At 60.1% G+C, this 18,520-nt stretch carries 19 protein-coding genes; 8 read left to right on the forward strand and 11 right to left on the reverse strand.

Annotation, left to right across the window (positions count from 1 at the left end; translation table 11 throughout):
• Nucleotides 1–120: 120 nt before the first annotated feature.
• From ACA079_RS31465 to dadA, 4 genes are all read right to left on the reverse strand, one after another.
• On the reverse strand, nucleotides 121–669 hold the full coding sequence (locus tag ACA079_RS31465) for a cupin domain-containing protein (RefSeq protein ID WP_008150195.1): 549 nt from the start codon (nucleotides 667–669) through the stop codon (nucleotides 121–123).
• A 127-nt stretch (nucleotides 670–796) separates the two neighbouring features.
• Nucleotides 797–1,870 (reverse strand): alanine racemase, encoded by a 1,074-nt coding sequence (alr, locus tag ACA079_RS31470; protein ID WP_056738693.1) that lies wholly within the window; start codon nucleotides 1,868–1,870, stop codon nucleotides 797–799.
• Nucleotides 1,871–1,966: 96 nt separating this feature from the next.
• Complete coding sequence (locus ACA079_RS31475; RefSeq protein ID WP_429511588.1) at nucleotides 1,967–2,320, reverse strand: RidA family protein; 354 nt, start codon at nucleotides 2,318–2,320, stop codon at nucleotides 1,967–1,969.
• Nucleotides 2,292–3,596, reverse strand: a complete 1,305-nt coding sequence (dadA, locus tag ACA079_RS31480; protein WP_497702051.1) for a D-amino acid dehydrogenase — start codon at nucleotides 3,594–3,596, stop codon at nucleotides 2,292–2,294. Before dadA ends, ACA079_RS31475 begins: the two co-directional genes overlap by 29 nt.
• Before the next feature lie 157 nt (nucleotides 3,597–3,753).
• On the opposite strand from dadA, the gene ACA079_RS31485 reads away from it, so the two are divergent.
• Nucleotides 3,754–4,242, forward strand: a complete 489-nt coding sequence (locus ACA079_RS31485) for an Lrp/AsnC ligand binding domain-containing protein (protein ID WP_010465173.1) — start codon at nucleotides 3,754–3,756, stop codon at nucleotides 4,240–4,242.
• Between the two features lie 93 nt (nucleotides 4,243–4,335).
• Here the strand turns inward: ACA079_RS31485 and ACA079_RS31490 are convergent, their stop codons facing one another.
• A complete protein-coding gene (locus tag ACA079_RS31490) occupies nucleotides 4,336–4,689 on the reverse strand; it encodes a YkgJ family cysteine cluster protein (protein WP_007947437.1) in 354 nt (117 codons plus the stop codon).
• 147 nt (nucleotides 4,690–4,836) lie between these two features.
• Between ACA079_RS31490 and ACA079_RS31495 the strand changes: the two genes are divergently transcribed.
• Entirely contained in the window at nucleotides 4,837–6,150 is a 1,314-nt protein-coding gene (locus ACA079_RS31495; RefSeq protein WP_497702052.1) for an NAD(P)/FAD-dependent oxidoreductase, read from the forward strand.
• A gap of 135 nt (nucleotides 6,151–6,285) precedes the next feature.
• Here ACA079_RS31495 and ACA079_RS31500 read toward each other — a convergent pair whose 3' ends face one another.
• Nucleotides 6,286–6,531, reverse strand: a complete 246-nt coding sequence (locus ACA079_RS31500; RefSeq protein WP_140675494.1) for a DUF1127 domain-containing protein — start codon at nucleotides 6,529–6,531, stop codon at nucleotides 6,286–6,288.
• A gap of 179 nt (nucleotides 6,532–6,710) precedes the next feature.
• Here ACA079_RS31500 and ACA079_RS31505 point away from each other — a divergent pair, with 179 nt between their 5' ends.
• Nucleotides 6,711–8,144 carry an aminotransferase-like domain-containing protein gene (locus ACA079_RS31505; RefSeq protein ID WP_497702053.1) on the forward strand — a complete coding sequence of 478 codons (1,434 nt, stop codon included), beginning with the start codon at nucleotides 6,711–6,713 and terminating at the stop codon, nucleotides 8,142–8,144.
• 60 nt (nucleotides 8,145–8,204) lie between these two features.
• Entirely contained in the window at nucleotides 8,205–9,773 is a 1,569-nt protein-coding gene (locus tag ACA079_RS31510) for a phospholipase D family protein (protein WP_497702054.1), read from the forward strand.
• Nucleotides 9,774–9,862: 89 nt separating this feature from the next.
• Here ACA079_RS31510 and ACA079_RS31515 read toward each other — a convergent pair whose 3' ends face one another.
• The gene (locus ACA079_RS31515) at nucleotides 9,863–11,005 is read right to left on the reverse strand and encodes an MFS transporter (protein WP_497702055.1); all 1,143 of its coding nucleotides are present in this window, start codon (nucleotides 11,003–11,005) and stop codon (nucleotides 9,863–9,865) included.
• 160 nt (nucleotides 11,006–11,165) lie between these two features.
• The gene (locus ACA079_RS31520) at nucleotides 11,166–12,659 is read right to left on the reverse strand and encodes an aldehyde dehydrogenase (protein WP_497632101.1); all 1,494 of its coding nucleotides are present in this window, start codon (nucleotides 12,657–12,659) and stop codon (nucleotides 11,166–11,168) included.
• Between the two features lie 238 nt (nucleotides 12,660–12,897).
• Between ACA079_RS31520 and ACA079_RS31525 the strand changes: the two genes are divergently transcribed.
• Nucleotides 12,898–13,260 (forward strand): cupin domain-containing protein, encoded by a 363-nt coding sequence (locus ACA079_RS31525; RefSeq protein ID WP_497702056.1) that lies wholly within the window; start codon nucleotides 12,898–12,900, stop codon nucleotides 13,258–13,260.
• Nucleotides 13,261–13,448: 188 nt separating this feature from the next.
• Here ACA079_RS31525 and rpmG read toward each other — a convergent pair whose 3' ends face one another.
• Complete coding sequence (rpmG, locus tag ACA079_RS31530; RefSeq protein ID WP_007894709.1) at nucleotides 13,449–13,604, reverse strand: 50S ribosomal protein L33; 156 nt, start codon at nucleotides 13,602–13,604, stop codon at nucleotides 13,449–13,451.
• 11 nt (nucleotides 13,605–13,615) lie between these two features.
• A complete protein-coding gene (gene rpmB, locus ACA079_RS31535) occupies nucleotides 13,616–13,849 on the reverse strand; it encodes a 50S ribosomal protein L28 (protein WP_007894701.1) in 234 nt (77 codons plus the stop codon).
• Between the two features lie 445 nt (nucleotides 13,850–14,294).
• Between rpmB and ACA079_RS31540 the strand changes: the two genes are divergently transcribed.
• The gene (locus ACA079_RS31540) at nucleotides 14,295–15,881 is read left to right on the forward strand and encodes an ABC transporter substrate-binding protein (protein ID WP_497702057.1); all 1,587 of its coding nucleotides are present in this window, start codon (nucleotides 14,295–14,297) and stop codon (nucleotides 15,879–15,881) included.
• 132 nt (nucleotides 15,882–16,013) lie between these two features.
• Here ACA079_RS31540 and radC read toward each other — a convergent pair whose 3' ends face one another.
• Complete coding sequence (gene radC / locus ACA079_RS31545; protein WP_497702058.1) at nucleotides 16,014–16,688, reverse strand: RadC family protein; 675 nt, start codon at nucleotides 16,686–16,688, stop codon at nucleotides 16,014–16,016.
• A 136-nt stretch (nucleotides 16,689–16,824) separates the two neighbouring features.
• On the opposite strand from radC, the gene coaBC reads away from it, so the two are divergent.
• Together coaBC and dut are read left to right on the forward strand one after the other, a co-directional pair.
• Nucleotides 16,825–18,033, forward strand: coding sequence for a bifunctional phosphopantothenoylcysteine decarboxylase/phosphopantothenate--cysteine ligase CoaBC (gene coaBC / locus ACA079_RS31550; RefSeq protein ID WP_008150165.1), 1,209 nt, complete (start codon nucleotides 16,825–16,827; stop codon nucleotides 18,031–18,033).
• 5 nt (nucleotides 18,034–18,038) lie between these two features.
• Nucleotides 18,039–18,494 (forward strand): dUTP diphosphatase, encoded by a 456-nt coding sequence (dut, locus tag ACA079_RS31555; protein WP_123367156.1) that lies wholly within the window; start codon nucleotides 18,039–18,041, stop codon nucleotides 18,492–18,494.
• Nucleotides 18,495–18,520 lie beyond the last annotated feature (26 nt).

The raw sequence follows: 18,520 nt of genomic DNA on the forward strand, positions 1-18,520 counted from the left end.
GCGGGCGCAAGTATAACGGTAAGCCCGCCACACTGAAACAACCCTAAAGTCGAAGGGGTCTTATGCGTGGCGGAAAAACAACTCGGGCACCTCCGCAATACTGGCGGGACGCCTCTTTTCTTAGAAATTCGCTGGAGTAGCTGCGCTGATTAGTCGCGCTGGCGCATCGAACGGATTACGGAAACGGTGCGGTTTAGTACTTTCAAAGTAGTAGCTGTCGCCGGCTTCGAGCACAAAAGTTTCAAGCCCCACCACCAGTTCAAGTCGACCTTCGAGCAAAATCCCGGTTTCCTCGCCCTCATGGGTGAGCATCTCGTCACCGGTGTCGGCGCCTGGCGGGTAGATTTCATTGAGGAACGCGATAGCCCGGCTCGGATGAGCCCTGCCGACCAGCTTCATGGTCACTGCGCCATCGGAAATATCGATCAGCTCGTTGGCTTTGTAGACGATCTGAGTCGGTTTTTCCTGCAGGATCTCTTCGGAAAAGAACTCGACCATGGACATGGGAATCCCGCCCAGTACCTTCCTCAGCGAACTGATCGAGGGGCTGACGCTGTTCTTCTCGATCATCGAAATGGTGCTGTTGGTGACGCCCGCGCGCTTGGCGAGTTCACGCTGGGAAAGTCCTTTGAGCTTACGGATGGATTGCAGTCGTTCACCGACGTCCAATGCTGGAGCCTCCAGGGATTCAGGTTGTTGGAATATTGAGCGTTATCATGGCGACAGCGTTCAGTATTTACAACACTTGGACCTGAATCCTGTTCGGCGAAGCGACTTTCGGTCGGGGGGCTTTGACCTAAGCCCCGGAATAGAGCATTGGCACCCGGCGCAAGTTGCAGAAGATCTGGTAAGGAATCGTGCCCGCAGCCGCCGCCACGTCACTGGCGAGGATATTTTTGCCCCACAACTCGACGGTCGAACCGAGGCCGGCTTGCGGCACATCGGTCAGGTCGATGCAGAGCATGTCCATCGACACCCGGCCAATTAACTGACTGCGCTGCCCGGCAACCATCACTGGCGTACCGGTCGGTGCCTGACGTGGGTAGCCGTCGGCGTAACCCATGGCCACCACGCCCACGCGCATTGGTTTCTGGGTGATGAATGTGGCGCCGTAACCGATCGGCTCGCCGGCCGGCAGTTCACGCACGCAAATCACTTTCGATTCGAGGGTCATTACCGGTTGCAGGCGGGACGCCACGGCATTGGCTTCTTCAAACGGAGTCGCGCCGTAGAGCATGATGCCCGGGCGAACCCAATCACTTGGAATCTGCGGCCAACCGAGTACTGCCGGCGAGTTACGCAGGCTGACCTCAGCCGACAAGCCCTGGCGCGCCGCTTCGAACACCGCGACCTGTTCAGCACTGGCCTGACTGTGCAGCTCATCGGCCCGGGCGAAGTGGCTCATCAGAACAATCTTCGCGACTTTGCCGCTGGCCAGCAGCCGTTGATAGCCCGCCTGATAATCCTTTGGATGCAAGCCCACCCGATGCATGCCCGAATCGAGCTTGAGCCAGACCGTGATCGGCTTGCTCAGTGCCGCTTTCTCGATGGCTTCGAGCTGCCACAGCGAATGCACCACGCACCAGAAGTCATGCTCGACGATCAGCGACAGCTCATCAGCCTCGAAAAAACCTTCCAGCAACAACACCGGCGCACGAATGCCCGCGGCTCGCAGCTCCAACGCTTCTTCGATACAGGCCACGGCGAAACCGTCTGCCTCGGCTTCCAGCGCTTGGGCGCAACGCACCGCGCCATGACCGTAGGCATCGGCCTTGATCACCGCGAGGGCCTTGGCCCCCGTGACTTCACGGGCGATTTGGTAGTTGTGACGCAGGGCTTGAAGGTCGATCAGGGCACGGGCTGGACGCATGGCGGCAGACTTCTAGGCGGTCATGGGAATAAAAACCGGCGCTGGCTGACGGCGTGAACCGCCAGTAGCACCGGGAGAGGGATCTTTCTGACGGGTTTATGGCAGAGCGGCGACAACCGACAGCTCAACCAGGATTTCCGGTTCGCACAACTTCGATTCAACGGTGGCACGGGCCGGTGCGACCCCTTTTGGCAGCCACTTGTCCCAGACCGCGTTCATGCCTTCAAAGTGTGCATCAATGTCTTTCAAGTAAATCGTCACCGACAGCAGACGGTTCTTGTCGGTCCCGGCCAGATCCAGCAAACGCTCGATGTTGGCAAGCGTTTCACGGGTCTGCTGTTCAATCCCGGCGTTCATATCGTCGCCGACCTGCCCTGCCAGATACACGGTACCGCTGTGGACTACGATCTGGCTCATGCGCTCATTGGTGAGCTGGCGCTGGATTGACATGTTTTGCAGACTCCTGAAGTTTTTTTCCATAACGGGAAATATCGAGGCCTTCGGCGCTGATCTGCGGCGTTTTCTTCGCCATCAGATCGGCCAGCAAGCGACCGGAACCGCACGCCATGGTCCAACCAAGCGTGCCGTGACCCGTGTTCAAAAACAGATTGCTGAACGGCGTAGCACCCACGATCGGCGTGCCGTCCGGTGTAGTCGGACGCAGACCGGTCCAGAAACTCGCCTGGGCCAGATCGCCGCCCTGAGGATAGAGGTCGTTGACGATCATCTCCAGGGTTTCGCGCCGACGCGGGTTCAGCGACAGGTCAAAACCGGCTATTTCAGCCATGCCGCCGACGCGGATGCGATTGTCGAAACGGGTGATCGCGACCTTGTAGGTCTCATCGAGGATAGTCGATGTCGGGGCCATCGCCGGATTGGTGATCGGCACGGTCAGGGAATAACCCTTGAGCGGATACACCGGCGCCTTGATCCCCAGCGGCTTGAGCAGTTGCGGCGAGTAGCTGCCTAAGGCCAGCACGTAGCGATCAGCGGTTTCCAGCTTGCCGTCGATCCAGACACCATTGATGCGGTCGCCGGCGTAGTCGAGGCGTTGAATGTCCTGGTCGAAGCGGAATTCCACACCGAGTTTCACGGCCATTTCGGCCAGGCGGGTGGTGAACATCTGACAATCGCCGGTCTGGTCGTTCGGCAGGCGCAGGGCACCGGCGAGGATGTCGGTGACGCTGGCCAGCGCCGGCTCAACGCGGGCAATGCCGGCACGGTCGAGCAGTTCGAACGGCACGCCGGACTCTTTCAGCACGGCGATGTCTTTCCAGGCGCCGTCGAGTTGAGCCTGGGTGCGGAACAGTTGCGTAGTACCGAGGCTACGGCCTTCGTAGGCAATGCCGGTTTCGGCGCGCAATTCGTCGAGGCAGTCACGGCTGTACTCGGACAGACGGACCATGCGCTCCTTGTTCACCGCATAACGGCTGGCGGTGCAGTTGCGCAGCATCTGTGCCATCCACAGGTACTGGCCGATGTCGGCGGTGGCCTTGATCGCCAACGGTGCGTGGCGCTGCAACAGCCACTTGATGGCCTTGAGCGGCACCCCCGGCGCAGCCCACGGCGAGGCATAACCCGGCGAAACCTGCCCGGCGTTGGCGAAACTGGTCTCCATGGCAGCGGCCGGCTGACGGTCCACGACCACCACTTCAAACCCGGCACGCGCCAGATAGTAAGCACTGGTGGTACCGATGACGCCGCTACCCAAGACCATAACGCGCATTTTCATATCCCTCATCGCGGCTTGCCGCTGACGTTCGTAGTTGTCGAGCATTGATGTGCGCAGTGTAAAAAAGATTAGGCAGTGCTTTTCACTATATAAGTGCCTATATTTGGCGAGAATTCTCGGCAAAAACGCTTTTCACGGAGGCGCATCCCCTATGCGTACCAACACTCAGACCAAACGTGAGCTGGACAAGATCGACCGCAACATCCTGCGGATCCTGCAAGCGGACGGACGGATCTCCTTCACCGAGCTGGGGGAAAAGGTCGGGCTCTCGACCACGCCGTGTACAGAGCGGGTCCGGCGGCTGGAGCGCGAAGGGATCATCATGGGCTACAACGCCCGGCTCAATCCGCAGCACCTCAAGGGTAGTCTTCTGGTATTCGTCGAGATCAGTCTCGACTACAAATCCGGCGATACTTTCGAAGAGTTCCGACGCGCGGTCCTGAAACTTCCCCACGTGCTGGAGTGCCATTTGGTGTCAGGGGATTTCGACTATCTGGTGAAGGCGCGGATATCCGAGATGGCCTCGTACCGCAAACTGCTGGGCGACATCCTGCTCAAGCTGCCGCATGTGCGCGAATCCAAGAGCTACATCGTGATGGAAGAGGTGAAAGAGAGTTTGTGTTTGCCGATTCCGGATTGAAGATCAAAAGATCGCAGCCTTCGGCAGCTCCTACAGGTGTACGCGTTCCAATGTAGGAGCTGCCGAAGGCTGCGATCTTTTAGCTGGCGACGCCTAAACCAGCACCTGCCGGGTCGAAGCCATGTACTCATGAATCTGCTTCTCGACCCGTGGATGAATCAGCTCCACCGGCCCCCGCCCATTCGGGCACGGCAAGGTCTTGGTGGTGCCGAACAACCGGCAGATCAGTGGCCGCTCGTCATACACGGTGCAGCCGTTGGGTCCGAGGTGAACGCAATTGAGCTCATCCATCGCCGCATCCTGCTCAGCGCGGGTCTTGCGCGGCAGGCGGGACATTTCTTCCGGTGAGGTGGTTACCGGCCCACAGCAGTCATGGCAGCCGGGCACGCACTCGAACGAGGGGATCTGCTGCCGTAGCGTGCGAATTTTCTGACTGTTGCAGCTCATCGAAGCGGTGACCAAAAGCGGAATAGAGCGGGATTCTGACGTAAAAGCCCCGATCCAGACAGCACCAACCGACCAGTGTTGCCCGTGTCCGAAGGTCCGGCTTATGCTCCGTCAAGTTTTCTAAACACACGAATCAGGATCACGCACATGAATGCCGGTGCTCAGCAACCTGCCCCGAACCACCAGCCCGCTGCCTCTTATTACGCCGCCAGCAGCCTGCCGCAGCCCGATCATCCGGTGCTCACAGGCGACCTGGTGGCTGACGTGTGCGTGGTCGGTGGCGGGTTCTCCGGGTTGAACACGGCACTCGAACTGGCCGAACGCGGCTTCAGTGTGGTCCTGCTCGAAGCGCACAAGATCGGCTGGGGCGCGAGCGGGCGCAATGGCGGGCAGTTGATTCGGGGCGTCGGCCACGGCCTCGATCAGTTCGCCAACGTGATCGGTGCGGACGGCGTGCGTCAGATGAAACTCATGGGACTGGAAGCGGTGGAAATCGTCCGACAGCGCGTCGAGCGTTTTCAGATCCCTTGCGATCTGACCTGGGGTTATTGCGACCTCGCTAACAAGCCTCGCGACCTTGAAGGTTTTGCCGAAGACGCCGAAGAGCTGCGCAGTCTCGGTTACCGTTACGAAACCCGTCTGCTGCAAGCCAGTGAAATGCATTCCGTTGTGGGTTCCGACCGCTACGTCGGCGGTTTGATCGATATGGGCTCAGGGCATCTGCACCCGCTGAATCTGGCACTGGGCGAAGCGGCCGCCGCGCAGCAGTTGGGGGTGAAGCTGTTCGAACAATCGGCAGTCACCCGCATCGATTATGGCCCCGAGGTCAAGGTCCATACCGCCCAGGGCTCTGTTCGCGCCAAGACGCTGGTGCTGGGCTGCAACGCCTACCTCAATGAACTCAATCCCGAACTCGGCGGCAAGGTGCTGCCCGCCGGCAGCTACATCATCGCCACCGAACCGTTGAGTGAAGCGCTCGCTCACTCACTGCTGCCGCAGAACATGGCGGTCTGCGATCAACGGGTGGCGCTGGATTACTACCGGCTCTCGGCGGACCGACGCTTGCTGTTTGGCGGCGCCTGTCACTATTCAGGTCGCGACCCGAAGGACATCGCCGCCTACATGCAGCCGAAGATGCTGGAGGTTTTCCCGCAACTGGCCGGGGTGAAGATCGACTTTCAATGGGGCGGGATGATCGGCATTGGCGCCAACCGTCTGCCGCAGATCGGCCGGCTCAAGGATCAGCCGAATGTGTATTACGCCCAGGCTTACTCCGGTCATGGCGTGAATGCCACGCACCTGGCGGGGAAGTTGTTGGCTGAGGCTATCAGTGGTCAGCAGGGTGGTGGGTTTGATCTGTTTGCCAAGGTGCCGCACATTACCTTTCCGGGCGGCAAGCATTTGCGCTCGCCGTTGTTGGCGTTGGGGATGTTGTGGCATCGGCTTAAGGAGTTGGTCTGAAAAGTTTTCAGCACCTGTAGCGACGCCATCGCGGGCAAGCCTTGCTCCTACAGGTCATGCGTCGTTCTTGAGATCAACACTAACCTGTAGGAGCAAGGCTTGCCCGCGATGGCGGCCGCAAGGACACCACAAGCCTCAGATCCGCCAGAAAGGCTTAAGCCCCTCCTCCCGCGCCTGCTCCCGACTCAACCCGACGTCCTTAAGCTGCTCAGTCGTGAGCTCCAGCAACGCCTTGCGCGTGTGCAGACGATGCCAGAACAGACCCCAGCGACTCAGGCCGGACGGTGCGTTGCGCATGACCGCCTCGCGTGCGCCGTTGTTTTGCCCTGCCGCCAGTTCCTGACTGTGTAACGTCAGCCGCACATCGCTCAAGCCGTTCATTTTGATTGCTCCTGTTTACTTGGGTAGCCAGAGCTTTCATGATGCGTCGACGGCGAAAAGCATTACAGATTCAACGAGACTGTATTAACTCCATACAGATTTTGCATTTCAGCGTCTGAATCCCATATTTTCGACCCATCTGTACTGGTTAACCGAATCATCCACACCGAGACTGCGCCATGACCCTTTACGTCAACCTCGCCGAATTGCTCGGCACGCGTATCGAACAGGGCTTCTATCGCCCCGGTGACCGGCTGCCGTCGGTGCGGGCGTTGAGTGTTGAGCACGGTGTCAGCCTGAGCACCGTGCAGCAGGCGTATCGCGTGTTGGAAGACAGCGGGTTGGCGACACCGAAACCCAAATCCGGCTACTTCGTTCCGGTGGGTCGCGAGCTGCCGGAGCTGCCGGCCATTGGTCGCCCGGCCCAGCGTCCGGTGGATATTTCCCAGTGGGATCAGGTGCTGGAGTTGATTCGCGCCGTGCCACGCAAGAACGTCGTGCAACTGGGCCGCGGCATGCCGGACATCACCACGCCAACCATGAAACCGCTGCTGCGCAACCTGGCGCGGATCAGCCGCCGGCAGGACATGCCCGGTCTGTATTACGACAACATCTACGGCACCCTCGAACTGCGCGAACAGATCGCCCGTCTGATGCTGGATTCCGGTTGCCAATTGACGGCCCACGACCTGGTGATCACTACGGGTTGCCACGAAGCGCTGTCCACCAGCATCCGCGCCATCTGCGACCCGGGCGACATTGTCGCCGTGGACTCGCCGAGCTTTCACGGCGCCATGCAGACCCTCAAGGGCCTGGGCATGAAAGCCCTGGAAATCCCCACCGACCCGCTCACCGGGATCAGCCTTGATGCTCTGGAACTGGCCTTGGAACAATGGCCGATCAAGGCCATACAGTTGACCCCAAACTGCAACAACCCGCTGGGCTACATCATGCCGGAGTCGCGCAAACGCGCGTTGTTGACACTCGCACAGCGCTTCGACGTAGCGATCATCGAAGACGATGTGTATGGCGAACTGGCTTACACCTACCCGCGCCCGCGCACGATCAAATCCTTCGACGAAGACGGCCGCGTCCTGCTGTGCAGTTCCTTTTCCAAGACTCTGGCGCCGGGGCTGCGTATTGGCTGGGTGGCGCCGGGACGGTATCTGGAACGTGTGCTGCACATGAAATACATCAGCACCGGTTCCACGGCGCCGCAGCCGCAGATTGCCATCGCCGAATTCCTCAAAGCGGGGCACTTCGAGCCGCATTTGCGACGGATGCGCACCCAATACCAGCGCAATCGCGACGTGATGATCGATTGGGTCACCCGCTATTTCCCGGTCGGCACCCGCGCCAGTCGCCCCCAGGGCAGCTTCATGCTCTGGGTCGAGCTGCCGGAGGGTTTCGACACCCTGAAACTGAATCGTGCGCTGCATGATCAAGGCGTACAGATTGCCGTCGGCAGTATCTTTTCCGCCTCCGGCAAATACCGCAATTGCCTGCGGATGAACTACGCTGCCAAGCCAACACCGCAGATCGAAGACGCGGTGCGCAAGGTCGGTGCCGCAGCGATCAAACTGCTCGCGGAAACCGACTGCATCACCGACTGACCTTTCTCGGGAATCCAGCGTCCATATGCCGACACCTGCCGCCAATCGGAACGATCCCACGTGAGAGTCAGACAGCCCCTGCTCGCTCTTCTGTTACTCGCCTCGTTCCTCGGCGGCTGTGCGACGTTCAACGTTCCGCGCGAACCCAGCCAGGCGCTGCCCGCCAGTGACTCGGCGTTCGGTCGCTCGATTCAGGCTCAGGCTGCCCCCCACGAAGGGAAATCCGGCTTTCGCCTGCTGTCCGACAGCACCGAAGCCTTCACGGCCCGCGCCGAGCTGATCCGCAACGCCCAAAGCAGCCTGGATTTGCAGTACTACATCGTTCACGACGGCATCAGCACACGAATGCTGGTGGACGAGCTGCTCAAGGCTGCCGACCGCGGCGTGCGCGTACGCATTCTGCTCGACGACACTACCAGCGATGGCCTGGACCGGATCATCGCCACGCTGGCGGCACATCCGCAGATTCAGATCCGTGTTTTTAACCCACTGCACCTTGGCCGCAGTACCGGTGTGACACGAACGGTGGGACGGTTGCTCAACCTGTCGCAGCAACACCGGCGCATGCACAACAAGCTGTGGCTGGCCGACAACAGCATGGCCATCGTCGGCGGACGCAATCTGGGGGATGAGTACTTCGATGCCGAACCCAACCTGAATTTCACTGACATCGACATGCTCGGTGTCGGCCCGGTCGCCGAGCAACTGGGCCATAGTTTCGACCAATACTGGAACAGTGCGCTGAGCAAACCGATCGACGAGTTCCTCTCGAGCAAACCGACGGCCAGGGACCTGGAAAACACCCGGACCCGACTGGAAGAATCGCTTGAGGAAACGCGCAAACAGAATCACGCGCTCTACCAGCAGTTGATGACCTTCACCACTCACCCGCGCCTGGCAATCTGGCGTCGGGAGTTGATCTGGGCCTGGAACCAGGCACTGTGGGACGCGCCGAGCAAGGTGCTGGCCGACGGCGAGCCCGACCCACAGTTGCTGCTGACCACGCAGTTGGCGCCCGAGCTCAATGGCGTCAGCAAAGAGCTGATCATGATGTCGGCCTACTTCGTACCCGGCCAGCCGGGGCTGGTGTACCTGACCGGGCGCGCCGATGCCGGGGTGTCGGTGAGCCTGCTGACCAACTCACTGGAAGCCACTGACGTCCCGGCGGTGCATGGCGGTTACGCGCCGTATCGCAAGGCACTGCTGGAGCATGGCGTGCAGCTGTTCGAATTGCGTCGCCAGCCTGGCGAAGGTGGCGGCAGCGGACCCCATCTGTTCTACAGCAAGTCCTACCGCGGCTCCGACTCCAGCCTGCACAGCAAGGCGATGATCTTCGACCAGCAGAAGTCTTTCATCGGCTCGTTCAATTTCGACCCACGCTCAGTGCTGTGGAACACCGAAGTCGGGGTGCTGGTGGACAGCCCGGAACTCGCCGCGCGCGTGCGTGAACTGGCGTTTCAAGGCATGGCGCCGGCCCTGAGTTATCAGGCCAAGCTGGAAAATGGCCAGATTGTCTGGGTCACCGAAGATAACGGCAAACTGCACACGCTAACCAAGGAGCCGGGGACTTGGTGGCGTCGCTTCAATGCGTGGATGAGCACCACCGTCGGCCTGGAGCGGATGCTGTAGCTTGAATCGCCAAGATCGCAGCCTTCGGCAGCTCCTACGGTTGAAATACGGTTTCCTGTAGGAGCTGCCGAAGGCTGCGATCTTTTGATCTATGCGGGTTGCACCGTGCCAAACGCGCCTTGGCGCGACAGCAGAATCACCAACCCCAGCGCACCGGCCGCCATCAGCAGCGGCAACGCATGCCCGCTGATCCACTGACTGCCGGCACCGGCCGCCAGCGGCCCGACCAGGCAACCGATACCCCACAGCTGCGCGATATGCGCATTGGCGCGCACCAGAGCATCGTCGCGATAGCGCTCGCCGATCAGGATCAGAGACAAGGTGAACAAGCCACCGGCACTGGCACCGAACAACACCCACAACGGCCAGATCAGCAACGTGTCGATCAACAAAGGGATGGCCAGGCTCGATATCAGCAGGACCACTGCACACCCGGTGAACAACGTACGTCGCGACAAGCGATCAGCCAGTGCGCCAATCGGCAATTGCAGCAAGGCATCACCCACCACCACCGTGCTGACCATCGCCAACGCAATTTCCGTCGTAAAGCCCTGACGCAGGCAATAAACCGGCAACAACGTCAGGATCATCGCTTCGAACGCTGCGAACAGCGACACCGCCCAGGCAATCGCCGGCAGGCCACGGCAGAAGCCCAGCAAGTCGCTGAAGGTCACGCTGCAGGCTTCACTGGTAGGCGCGCCACTACGGCCCAGCAACAGGAACGGTGCCGCCATCAACAAACCGACGCCAACCCAGAATCCGTAATCGTGTTCGGTACCCACAACGCCAAGCAGCAACGGCCCGGCCAGCTGACTCAGCGCATAGCTGCTGCCATACAGCGCCACCAATCGCCCGCGCCATTGCTCGACCACCAGTTGGTTGATCCAGCTTTCGCCGAGGATGAAGACGAGGGTCAGGATCACCCCGATCATCAGCCGCAATACCAGCCAGATCGGATAACTCGGCAACAGCGCCAGCAAACCGATGGACAACGCCCCGGCCCACAGGCACAAACGCATCAGATTGGCCGTGCCCAGACGCGCGGCCAGATGGCTGGAGATCTTTGCCCCCAGCAATACGCCAATGGCGGGCATCGCTGCCATCACGCCGATCGCGAACGAGCCGTAACCCCAGCCTTCCAGGCGAAACGACACCAACGGCATGCTGACTCCCAAGGCCAGGCCGACACTCAAGACAGACGCCAACACGGCGAAATAAGTCGCCCAACGCATTTCCCACGCTCCTGCGGATATTATTTTTCACAGACAACACAAAACAAATGTGGGAGCGAGCTTGCTCGCGATAGCAGTTTCACATTCAACATTGACGTCGACTGTCATACCGCTATCGCGAGCAAGCTCGCTCCCACAGGGGATCTTCGTTGCGTGGTGCTTACAACTTGATCCAGGTCGCCTTCAGCTCGGTGTACTTGTCGAACGCGTGCAGCGACTTGTCGCGACCGTTGCCGGACTGCTTGAAGCCACCGAACGGGGCCGTCATGTCGCCGCCGTCATACTGGTTGACCCACACGCTACCAGCGCGCAGTGCCTTGGCAGTCAGATGGGCCTTGGAAATATCCTTGGTCCACACCGCTGCGGCCAAGCCGTAAGGGGTGTCGTTGGCAATCGCAATGGCTTCTTCGGCGGTATCGAAAGTGATCACCGACAGCACTGGGCCGAAGATTTCTTCCTGAGCGATTTTCATCGCGTTGCTGACGCCGTCGAAAATCGTCGGCTCAACGTAGGTGCCACCGGTTTCCTGAAGAATGCGCTTGCCGCCCGCCACCAGTTTGGCGCCGTCGGTGTGGCCGGATTCGATGTAGGACAGCACGGTGTTCATCTGCTGGGTATCCACCAGCGCGCCGACGTTGGTTGCCGGATCCAACGGGTTGCCCGGCTTCCAGGTTTTGAGGGCCTCGATCACCAGCGGCAGGAATTTATCCTTGATCGAACGCTCCACCAGCAGGCGCGAGCCGGCGGTGCAGACTTCGCCCTGGTTGAAGGCGATGGCGCCGGCAGCCGATTCAGCGGCAGCTTGCAGGTCCGGTGCATCAGCGAACACGATGTTCGGGCTCTTGCCGCCGGCTTCGAGCCAGACGCGCTTCATGTTCGATTCGCCGGAGTAGATCAGCAGTTGCTTGGCGATTTTGGTCGAACCGGTGAACACCAGGGTGTCCACGTCGTTGTGCAGGGCCAGGGCCTTGCCGACGGTGTGACCGTAACCCGGCAGCACGTTCAGCACGCCTTTCGGGATACCGGCTTCAACGGCCAGCGCAGCGATGCGGATCGCAGTCAGCGGCGATTTTTCGGACGGTTTGAGGATCACCGAGTTACCGGTCGACAGCGCCGGACCGAGTTTCCAGCAAGCCATCATCAACGGGAAGTTCCACGGCACGATCGCGCCGACTACGCCGACTGGTTCGCGGGTCACCAGACCCAGTTGGTCATGGGGAGTCGCGGCCACTTCGTCGTAGATCTTGTCGATGGCTTCACCGCTCCAGCTCAGGGCTTGCGCCGCGCCTGGAACGTCGATGTACAGGGAATCGCTGATCGGCTTGCCCATGTCCAGGGTTTCAAGCAGGGCCAGCTCTTCGGCGTGCTGCTTCAGCAGGCCGGCGAAACGGATCATGGTGGCTTTGCGTTTGGTTGGCGCCAGGCGCGACCAGACGCCGGAATTGAAAGTGGTGCGGGCGTTTTCAACAGCGCGCTGGGCGTCGGCGGCGTCACAGCTGGCAATCTTGCCCAGCAGACGGCCATCGACCGGGCTGATGCACTCGAAGGTCTCGGCGGAGACAGCATCGGTGTATTCGCCATTGATGTAGGCGCGGCCTTCGATCTTCAGATCGCGAGCCCGTTGTTCCCAATCGGCACGAGTCAGGGTGGTCATACGAGTGTCCTCCTCTTGTTGAATACGAGCGCCCCGCGGTTTTCGCGGGCGTCCTCAGGAATTCTGCCCAGCCGGCCTGATTTTTCGGCCCAAGGCAACTGCCACCCTAAACCAGTGGCCGGGGTTGTTTCAATATATTTGACACAAGGTCGGCAAACGGCCTTGCGGTGTTCATTTTAATAAACATAGACTTTGGACTTTCCAACCACTCGCGCCGCAATCACGGGGGATTACAACAATGAGCATCCAGGACATCGTCGACTTCAACCAGGCCACCACCCAGCCCGATCGCTATCGACCAGACCCGGCGAAAGTCCTCAAGGGCGACCCTGAACAAGCAGTGTACAACCACTACAACAGCCCTTGCGGCCAGATGAGCGCAGGTGTGTGGGAAGGCGAAGTCGGCCAGTGGCATGTGAACTACAGCGAGCATGAATACTGCGAGATCGTTCAGGGAGTTTCAGTGCTGCGCGACAACGAAGGCAACGGCAAGACCCTGCGCGTGGGCGATCGTTTCGTGATCCCGGCCGGGTTCAGAGGCACCTGGGAGGTGCTGGAGCCGTGCCGCAAGATCTATGTGGTGTTTGAACAGAAAGCCTGAGGATTAGGGTTGTCCCAGCCGGCCTCATCGCGAGCAAGCTCGCTCCCACAGGGGATCTGTGTCGATCACAAAACCTGTGGGAGCGAGCTTGCTCGCGATGAGGCCCTGAAGGGCAACACAAAACCCTAGGCAACAAAAAAGGCCCGTATCTCGCGATACGGGCCTTTTTCGTAAGAGGGAAAAATCAATTACTTGATTTTGCCTTCTTTGTAGATCACGTGCTTGCGAACAACCGGATCAAATTTCTTGATCTCGATTTTGTCCGGGGTAGTACGCTTGTTCTTGTCGGTAGTGTAGAAGTGACCAGTACCGGCGCTCGAAATCAAACGAATCAATTCACGCATGATTAGCTCCCTTAGATCTTGCCGGCTTTGCGGATTTCGGCCAGCACGACAGTGATGCCACGCTTGTCGATGATACGCATGCCTTTGGCAGATACGCGCAGACGCACGAAACGTTTCTCTTCTTCAACCCAGAAGCGATGATGCTGCAGGTTCGGCAGGAAACGACGACGGGTTTTGTTGTTTGCGTGGGAAATGTTATTCCCAGTCACCGGACCCTTACCGGTAACTTGACATACTCTCGACATGCCTCAGCCCTCTAAAACCACATGCCCAACCCGGCATGGGTTGGCCGCTTAATCTCTCAGTCATTTGGCGCCAGGCGCCGCGTTTCTTTAGAGGTCTTACCGGCTACACCTACAGTGAAGGAACCGGGCCCCTAGAAAAGAGCGCTGCTTTATACCAGAAAGACTGGAGAGCAACAACATTCCGTGTGCACAGACTTAATAAAAAGCCCGTTTTTCTGGCTCTAAGCGCCTTGGATAAAGGCTATCGTCGATGAAGACCGCTCGTCGCAGAGAATCGGCCAATCGACCGATTCCGGGTTTTCCTCGGCCCGCACCACCGAAAACAAGCGCACATAGTCCCCTTAAAATGAAAAAGGGGATAGTCATTTACAAAAGAGCCCACTAGGGTAAGCCTTTTCCAGACTGCACTTGCAGATGGGCCTTCGATCTGTAAAGGAATCCGACCATGCGCCTCGCTGCCCTACCGCTGCTGCTTGCCCCGCTTCTGCTGAGCCCATTGGCCCATGCCGCCGCCCTGAGCGTCTGCACCGAGGCAAGCCCGGAAGGGTTCGACGTGGTGCAATACAACTCGCTGACCACCACCAACGCCTCGGCCGACGTGCTGATGAACCGTCTGGTGGACTTCGATACCGCCAGCGGCAAAGTGGTCGCCAGCCTCGCGGACAGCTGGGAAGTCACGCCCGACGGCCTGACCTATGTGTTCAAATTGCACCCGCAGGTGAAATTCCACCGTACCGAGTACTTCAGTCCGTCGCGCGACATGACCGCCGAAGACGTGAAGTTCAGCTTCGACCGCATGCTCGACCCGGCAAACCCTTGGCACAAAGTCGCCCAGAGCGGCTTCCCGCACGCCCAGTCGATGCAGTTGCCCGCACTGATCAAGAAGATCGACGCACTGGACCCGCTGACCGTGCGCTTCACCCTCGACCACCCGGACTCGACCTTCCTCGCAACCCTGAGCATGGGCTTCGCCTCGATTTACTCGGCCGAGTACGCCGACAAATTGCTGAAGGCCGGTACTACCGAGAAGCTCAACAGCCAGCCAATCGGCAGCGGGCCGTTCATCTTCACGCGTTTCCAGAAAGATGCCTCGATTCGCTACAAGGCCAACCCGGACTACTTCCGCGGCAAGCCTTCGGTGGATCCGCTGATTTTCGCCATCACCCCTGACGCCAACGTGCGTTTGCAGAAATTGCGCCGCAACGAGTGCCAGATCGCCCTGTCGCCCAAGCCTCTGGACGTACAGGCAGCGCTGAAAGAACCTACCCTGAAAGTCGAAAAGACTGACGCCTTCATGACCGCGTTCGTCGGCATCAACAGCCAGCATCCGCCGCTGGACAAGCCTGAAGTGCGCCAGGCGATCAACCTCGCGTTCGACAAGGCCACCTACGTCAAAGCCGTGTTCGAGGACACCGCCGAGGCCGCCAACGGCCCATACCCGCCGAACACCTGGAGCTATGCCAAAGGCCTGCCGGGTTATCCGCATGACGTCGAAAAAGCCAAAGCACTCATGGCCAAGGCCGGGCTCAAGGACGGCTTCCAAACCACCATCTGGACCCGACCTTCTGGCAGCCTGCTCAACCCGAACCCGAGCCTCAGCGCTCAAATGCTGCAATCGGACCTCGCGGAAATCGGCATCCAGGCCGAGATTCGGGTGATCGAATGGGGCGAACTGATCCGCCGCGCCAAGGCCGGTGAACACGACCTGCTGTTCATGGGCTGGGCCGGCGACAACGGCGACCCGGACAACTTCCTCACGCCGCAGTTTTCCTGCGCGGCGGTCAAGTCCGGCACCAACTTCGCCCGCTACTGCAACCAGGACCTGGACAAGCTGATCAGCGCCGGCAAGACCACCGGCGAGCAAGGTGTGCGCACCAAGCTCTACGAGCAGGCTCAGGCACAGATCCAGCAACAGGCGCTGTGGCTGCCGCTGGCCCACCCGACCGCCTTCGCGCTGACGCGCAAGGACGTTGAGGGCTACTCGGTCAGCCCGTTTGGTCGTCAGGATTACTCGAAGGTCAACCTCAAGTAATCAGCATCGCCACAAAACCTGTGGGAGCGAGCTTGCTCGCGATAGCGGTCCTTCAATCACTGAATTGGGTGACTGACACGACGCCATCGCGAGCAAGCTCGCTCCCACAGGGGTTTTGTGTTCGTCGCCCCGCTACATCCACCCGTACTCGGCCATGGACAGCGGATCGCCGTCACCGATGATGAAATGGTCGAGCACCCGCACATCGATCAGGTCCAGCGCCTCTTGCAGGCGCTTGGTCAGCACTCGGTCGGCTTGACTGGGGTTGGTATTCCCCGACGGATGGTTATGGCAGAGGATCAACGCTGCGGCGTTGTGGGCCAACGCGCGTTTAACCACTTGTCTCGGATAGACACTGGTGCTGTCGATGGAGCCGCGAAACAGCACTTCAAAGGTCAGCACTTGATGCTTGGAATCCAAAAACAGACAGCCAAACACCTCGTGAGGCTCATGGCGCAACATTGACTTCAGGTAATCACGAACCGCCTGCGGATTTTCCAGCGCCGATTTTTGCCGCGCACGTTCGGCCAAATGCCGCCGGCTCATCTCCTGGACCGCTTGCAACTGAGCGAATTTCGCCGGCCCGAGCCCCAACTCCCTGCTGAACGCATCCTGATCGGCCTCGAGCAGTGCACGCAGACTGCCAAACTGATTTAACAGGTGTCGCGCCAGATCTACCGCGCTTTTACCCGACACGCCGGTTCGTAAAAAAATCGCCAGCAGTTCGGCATCCGAAAGACTCCCCGAGCCCAACTCAAGCAACCTCTCCCGCGGCCGTTCCGCCGCTGGCCAATCACGAATACTCATAGCACCTCCCTGGTCTGTGGGCGCCGCTGTTCCGTAGCGGTCGCTGTGATATCGTAGCCCATCTTTTTTGCGGGCGATTTCACTCCTGGGGAGGGGGTATCGCCATGCAGTCATCAACGAAATGAAAGGCAGACCTATGCAGCGGCTGTATCGGAAACGCATCGTTCTGGGCGTCGGCGGCGGCATTGCTGCCTACAAGAGCGCCGACCTCGTTCGCCGCCTGATCGACCAGGGCGCCGAAGTGCGCGTGGTCATGACCCGTGGCGGCAGCGAGTTCATCACGCCGTTGACCATGCAGGCCTTGTCCGGGCATCCGGTTCACCTCGATCTGTTGGACCCCGCAGCTGAAGCCGCAATGGGCCACATCGAGCTGGCCAAATGGGCCGACCTGGTGCTGATCGCCCCCGCCACTGCGGACCTGATCGCCCGCCTGGCCCAAGGCATTGCCGACGACCTGCTGACCACGCTGGTGCTGGCCACCGACGCCGTGGTCGCCGTTGCGCCTGCAATGAACCAGGCCATGTGGCGCGACCCGGCCACTCAGGCCAACCTGCAAACCCTCGAAAGCCGTGGCCTGAAAACCTTCGGCCCGGCCTCCGGCAGCCAAGCCTGCGGCGACGTCGGCATGGGTCGCATGCTCGAAGCCACCGACCTCGCCCAGTGCGCGGCGGACTGCTTCCAGCGTCAGGCGCTGACCGGCAAACACGTGCTGATCACCGCTGGCCCAACCCAGGAAAACATCGACCCGGTGCGCTACATCACCAACCACAGCTCCGGAAAGATGGGCTTTGCCCTGGCCGAGGCCGCAGTGGAAGCCGGCGCCCGCGTAACGCTGATCACCGGCCCGGTGCACCTGCCGACCCCGGATCGCGTCACGCGTATCGATGTGGTCAGCGCCCGCGACATGCTCGCCGCTTGTGAAGCCGCGATCCCTTGCGACCTGTTCATCGCTTCGGCAGCGGTCGCGGATTACCGCCCGGAAGTCGTCGCCCCACAGAAACTCAAGAAAGACCCTACGAACGGCGACGGCTTGTTGCTACAGATGGTGCGTAACCCGGACATCCTGGCCACCATCGCCACGCGCCCCGATCGTCCGTTCAGTGTCGGATTCGCCGCCGAAACCGAACACCTGCTCGACTACGCTGCCCGCAAGCTGAAAGACAAGAACCTCGATTTGATCGTCGCCAACGACGTCGCCAACCCGAGCATTGGCTTCAACAGCGAAGAAAACGCCTGCAGCGTGATCGACCGCCAGCTACACGCCACACTTTTCGCCCAGACCAGCAAGAGCAAGATTGCTCGCCAGCTGATCACTTTTATCGCCGAACGTCTGAACCAGGTTTAATTTACATGCACACTTTGCAAGCCAAGATCCTCGACCCTCGCATCGGTACCGATTTCCCGCTGCCGCAGTACGCCACGCCAGGCTCCGCCGGCCTCGACCTGCGCGCCATGCTGGAAAAAGACACCGTCATCAAGCCGGGCGAAACCCTGCTGATTCCTACCGGCCTGTCGGTGTACATCGGTGATCCAGGCCTGGCGGCGCTGATTCTGCCGCGCTCGGGCCTGGGCCATAAGCACGGCATCGTGCTGGGCAACCTGGTCGGCCTGATCGACTCCGATTATCAAGGCCCGCTGATGGTGTCGTGCTGGAACCGTGGCCAGACCGACTTCAACATGGTGGTCGGCGAGCGTTTGGCTCAGCTGGTTCTGGTGCCAGTGGTTCAAGCGCACTTCGAGATGGTCGAAGAGTTCGTTGAAACCGAGCGTGGCACTGGCGGTTTCGGACATTCCGGCAGCCATTGATCGAAAAGCTGACGACCTTCTGGTGA

Source organism: Pseudomonas sp. LBUM1645, from assembly GCF_059716185.1.

Excerpts from the sequence above, each read along its gene's own strand:
- alr (WP_056738693.1), bottom strand. The coding sequence starts at position 1,870 with ATGCGTCCAGCCCGTGCCCTGATCGACCTTCAAGCCCTGCGTCACAAC.
- ACA079_RS31475 (WP_429511588.1), bottom strand. The coding sequence starts at position 2,320 with ATGTCAATCCAGCGCCAGCTCACCAATGAGCGCATGAGCCAGATCGTA.
- dadA (WP_497702051.1), bottom strand. The coding sequence starts at position 3,596 with ATGCGCGTTATGGTCTTGGGTAGCGGCGTCATCGGTACCACCAGTGCT.
- ACA079_RS31485 (WP_010465173.1), top strand. The coding sequence starts at position 3,754 with ATGCGTACCAACACTCAGACCAAACGTGAGCTGGACAAGATCGACCGC.
- ACA079_RS31490 (WP_007947437.1), bottom strand. The coding sequence starts at position 4,689 with ATGAGCTGCAACAGTCAGAAAATTCGCACGCTACGGCAGCAGATCCCC.
- ACA079_RS31495 (WP_497702052.1), top strand. The coding sequence starts at position 4,837 with ATGAATGCCGGTGCTCAGCAACCTGCCCCGAACCACCAGCCCGCTGCC.
- ACA079_RS31500 (WP_140675494.1), bottom strand. The coding sequence starts at position 6,531 with ATGAACGGCTTGAGCGATGTGCGGCTGACGTTACACAGTCAGGAACTG.
- ACA079_RS31505 (WP_497702053.1), top strand. The coding sequence starts at position 6,711 with ATGACCCTTTACGTCAACCTCGCCGAATTGCTCGGCACGCGTATCGAA.
- ACA079_RS31515 (WP_497702055.1), bottom strand. The coding sequence starts at position 11,005 with ATGCGTTGGGCGACTTATTTCGCCGTGTTGGCGTCTGTCTTGAGTGTC.
- ACA079_RS31520 (WP_497632101.1), bottom strand. The coding sequence starts at position 12,659 with ATGACCACCCTGACTCGTGCCGATTGGGAACAACGGGCTCGCGATCTG.
- ACA079_RS31525 (WP_497702056.1), top strand. The coding sequence starts at position 12,898 with ATGAGCATCCAGGACATCGTCGACTTCAACCAGGCCACCACCCAGCCC.
- rpmG (WP_007894709.1), bottom strand. The coding sequence starts at position 13,604 with ATGCGTGAATTGATTCGTTTGATTTCGAGCGCCGGTACTGGTCACTTC.
- rpmB (WP_007894701.1), bottom strand. The coding sequence starts at position 13,849 with ATGTCGAGAGTATGTCAAGTTACCGGTAAGGGTCCGGTGACTGGGAAT.
- ACA079_RS31540 (WP_497702057.1), top strand. The coding sequence starts at position 14,295 with ATGCGCCTCGCTGCCCTACCGCTGCTGCTTGCCCCGCTTCTGCTGAGC.
- radC (WP_497702058.1), bottom strand. The coding sequence starts at position 16,688 with ATGAGTATTCGTGATTGGCCAGCGGCGGAACGGCCGCGGGAGAGGTTG.
- coaBC (WP_008150165.1), top strand. The coding sequence starts at position 16,825 with ATGCAGCGGCTGTATCGGAAACGCATCGTTCTGGGCGTCGGCGGCGGC.
- dut (WP_123367156.1), top strand. The coding sequence starts at position 18,039 with ATGCACACTTTGCAAGCCAAGATCCTCGACCCTCGCATCGGTACCGAT.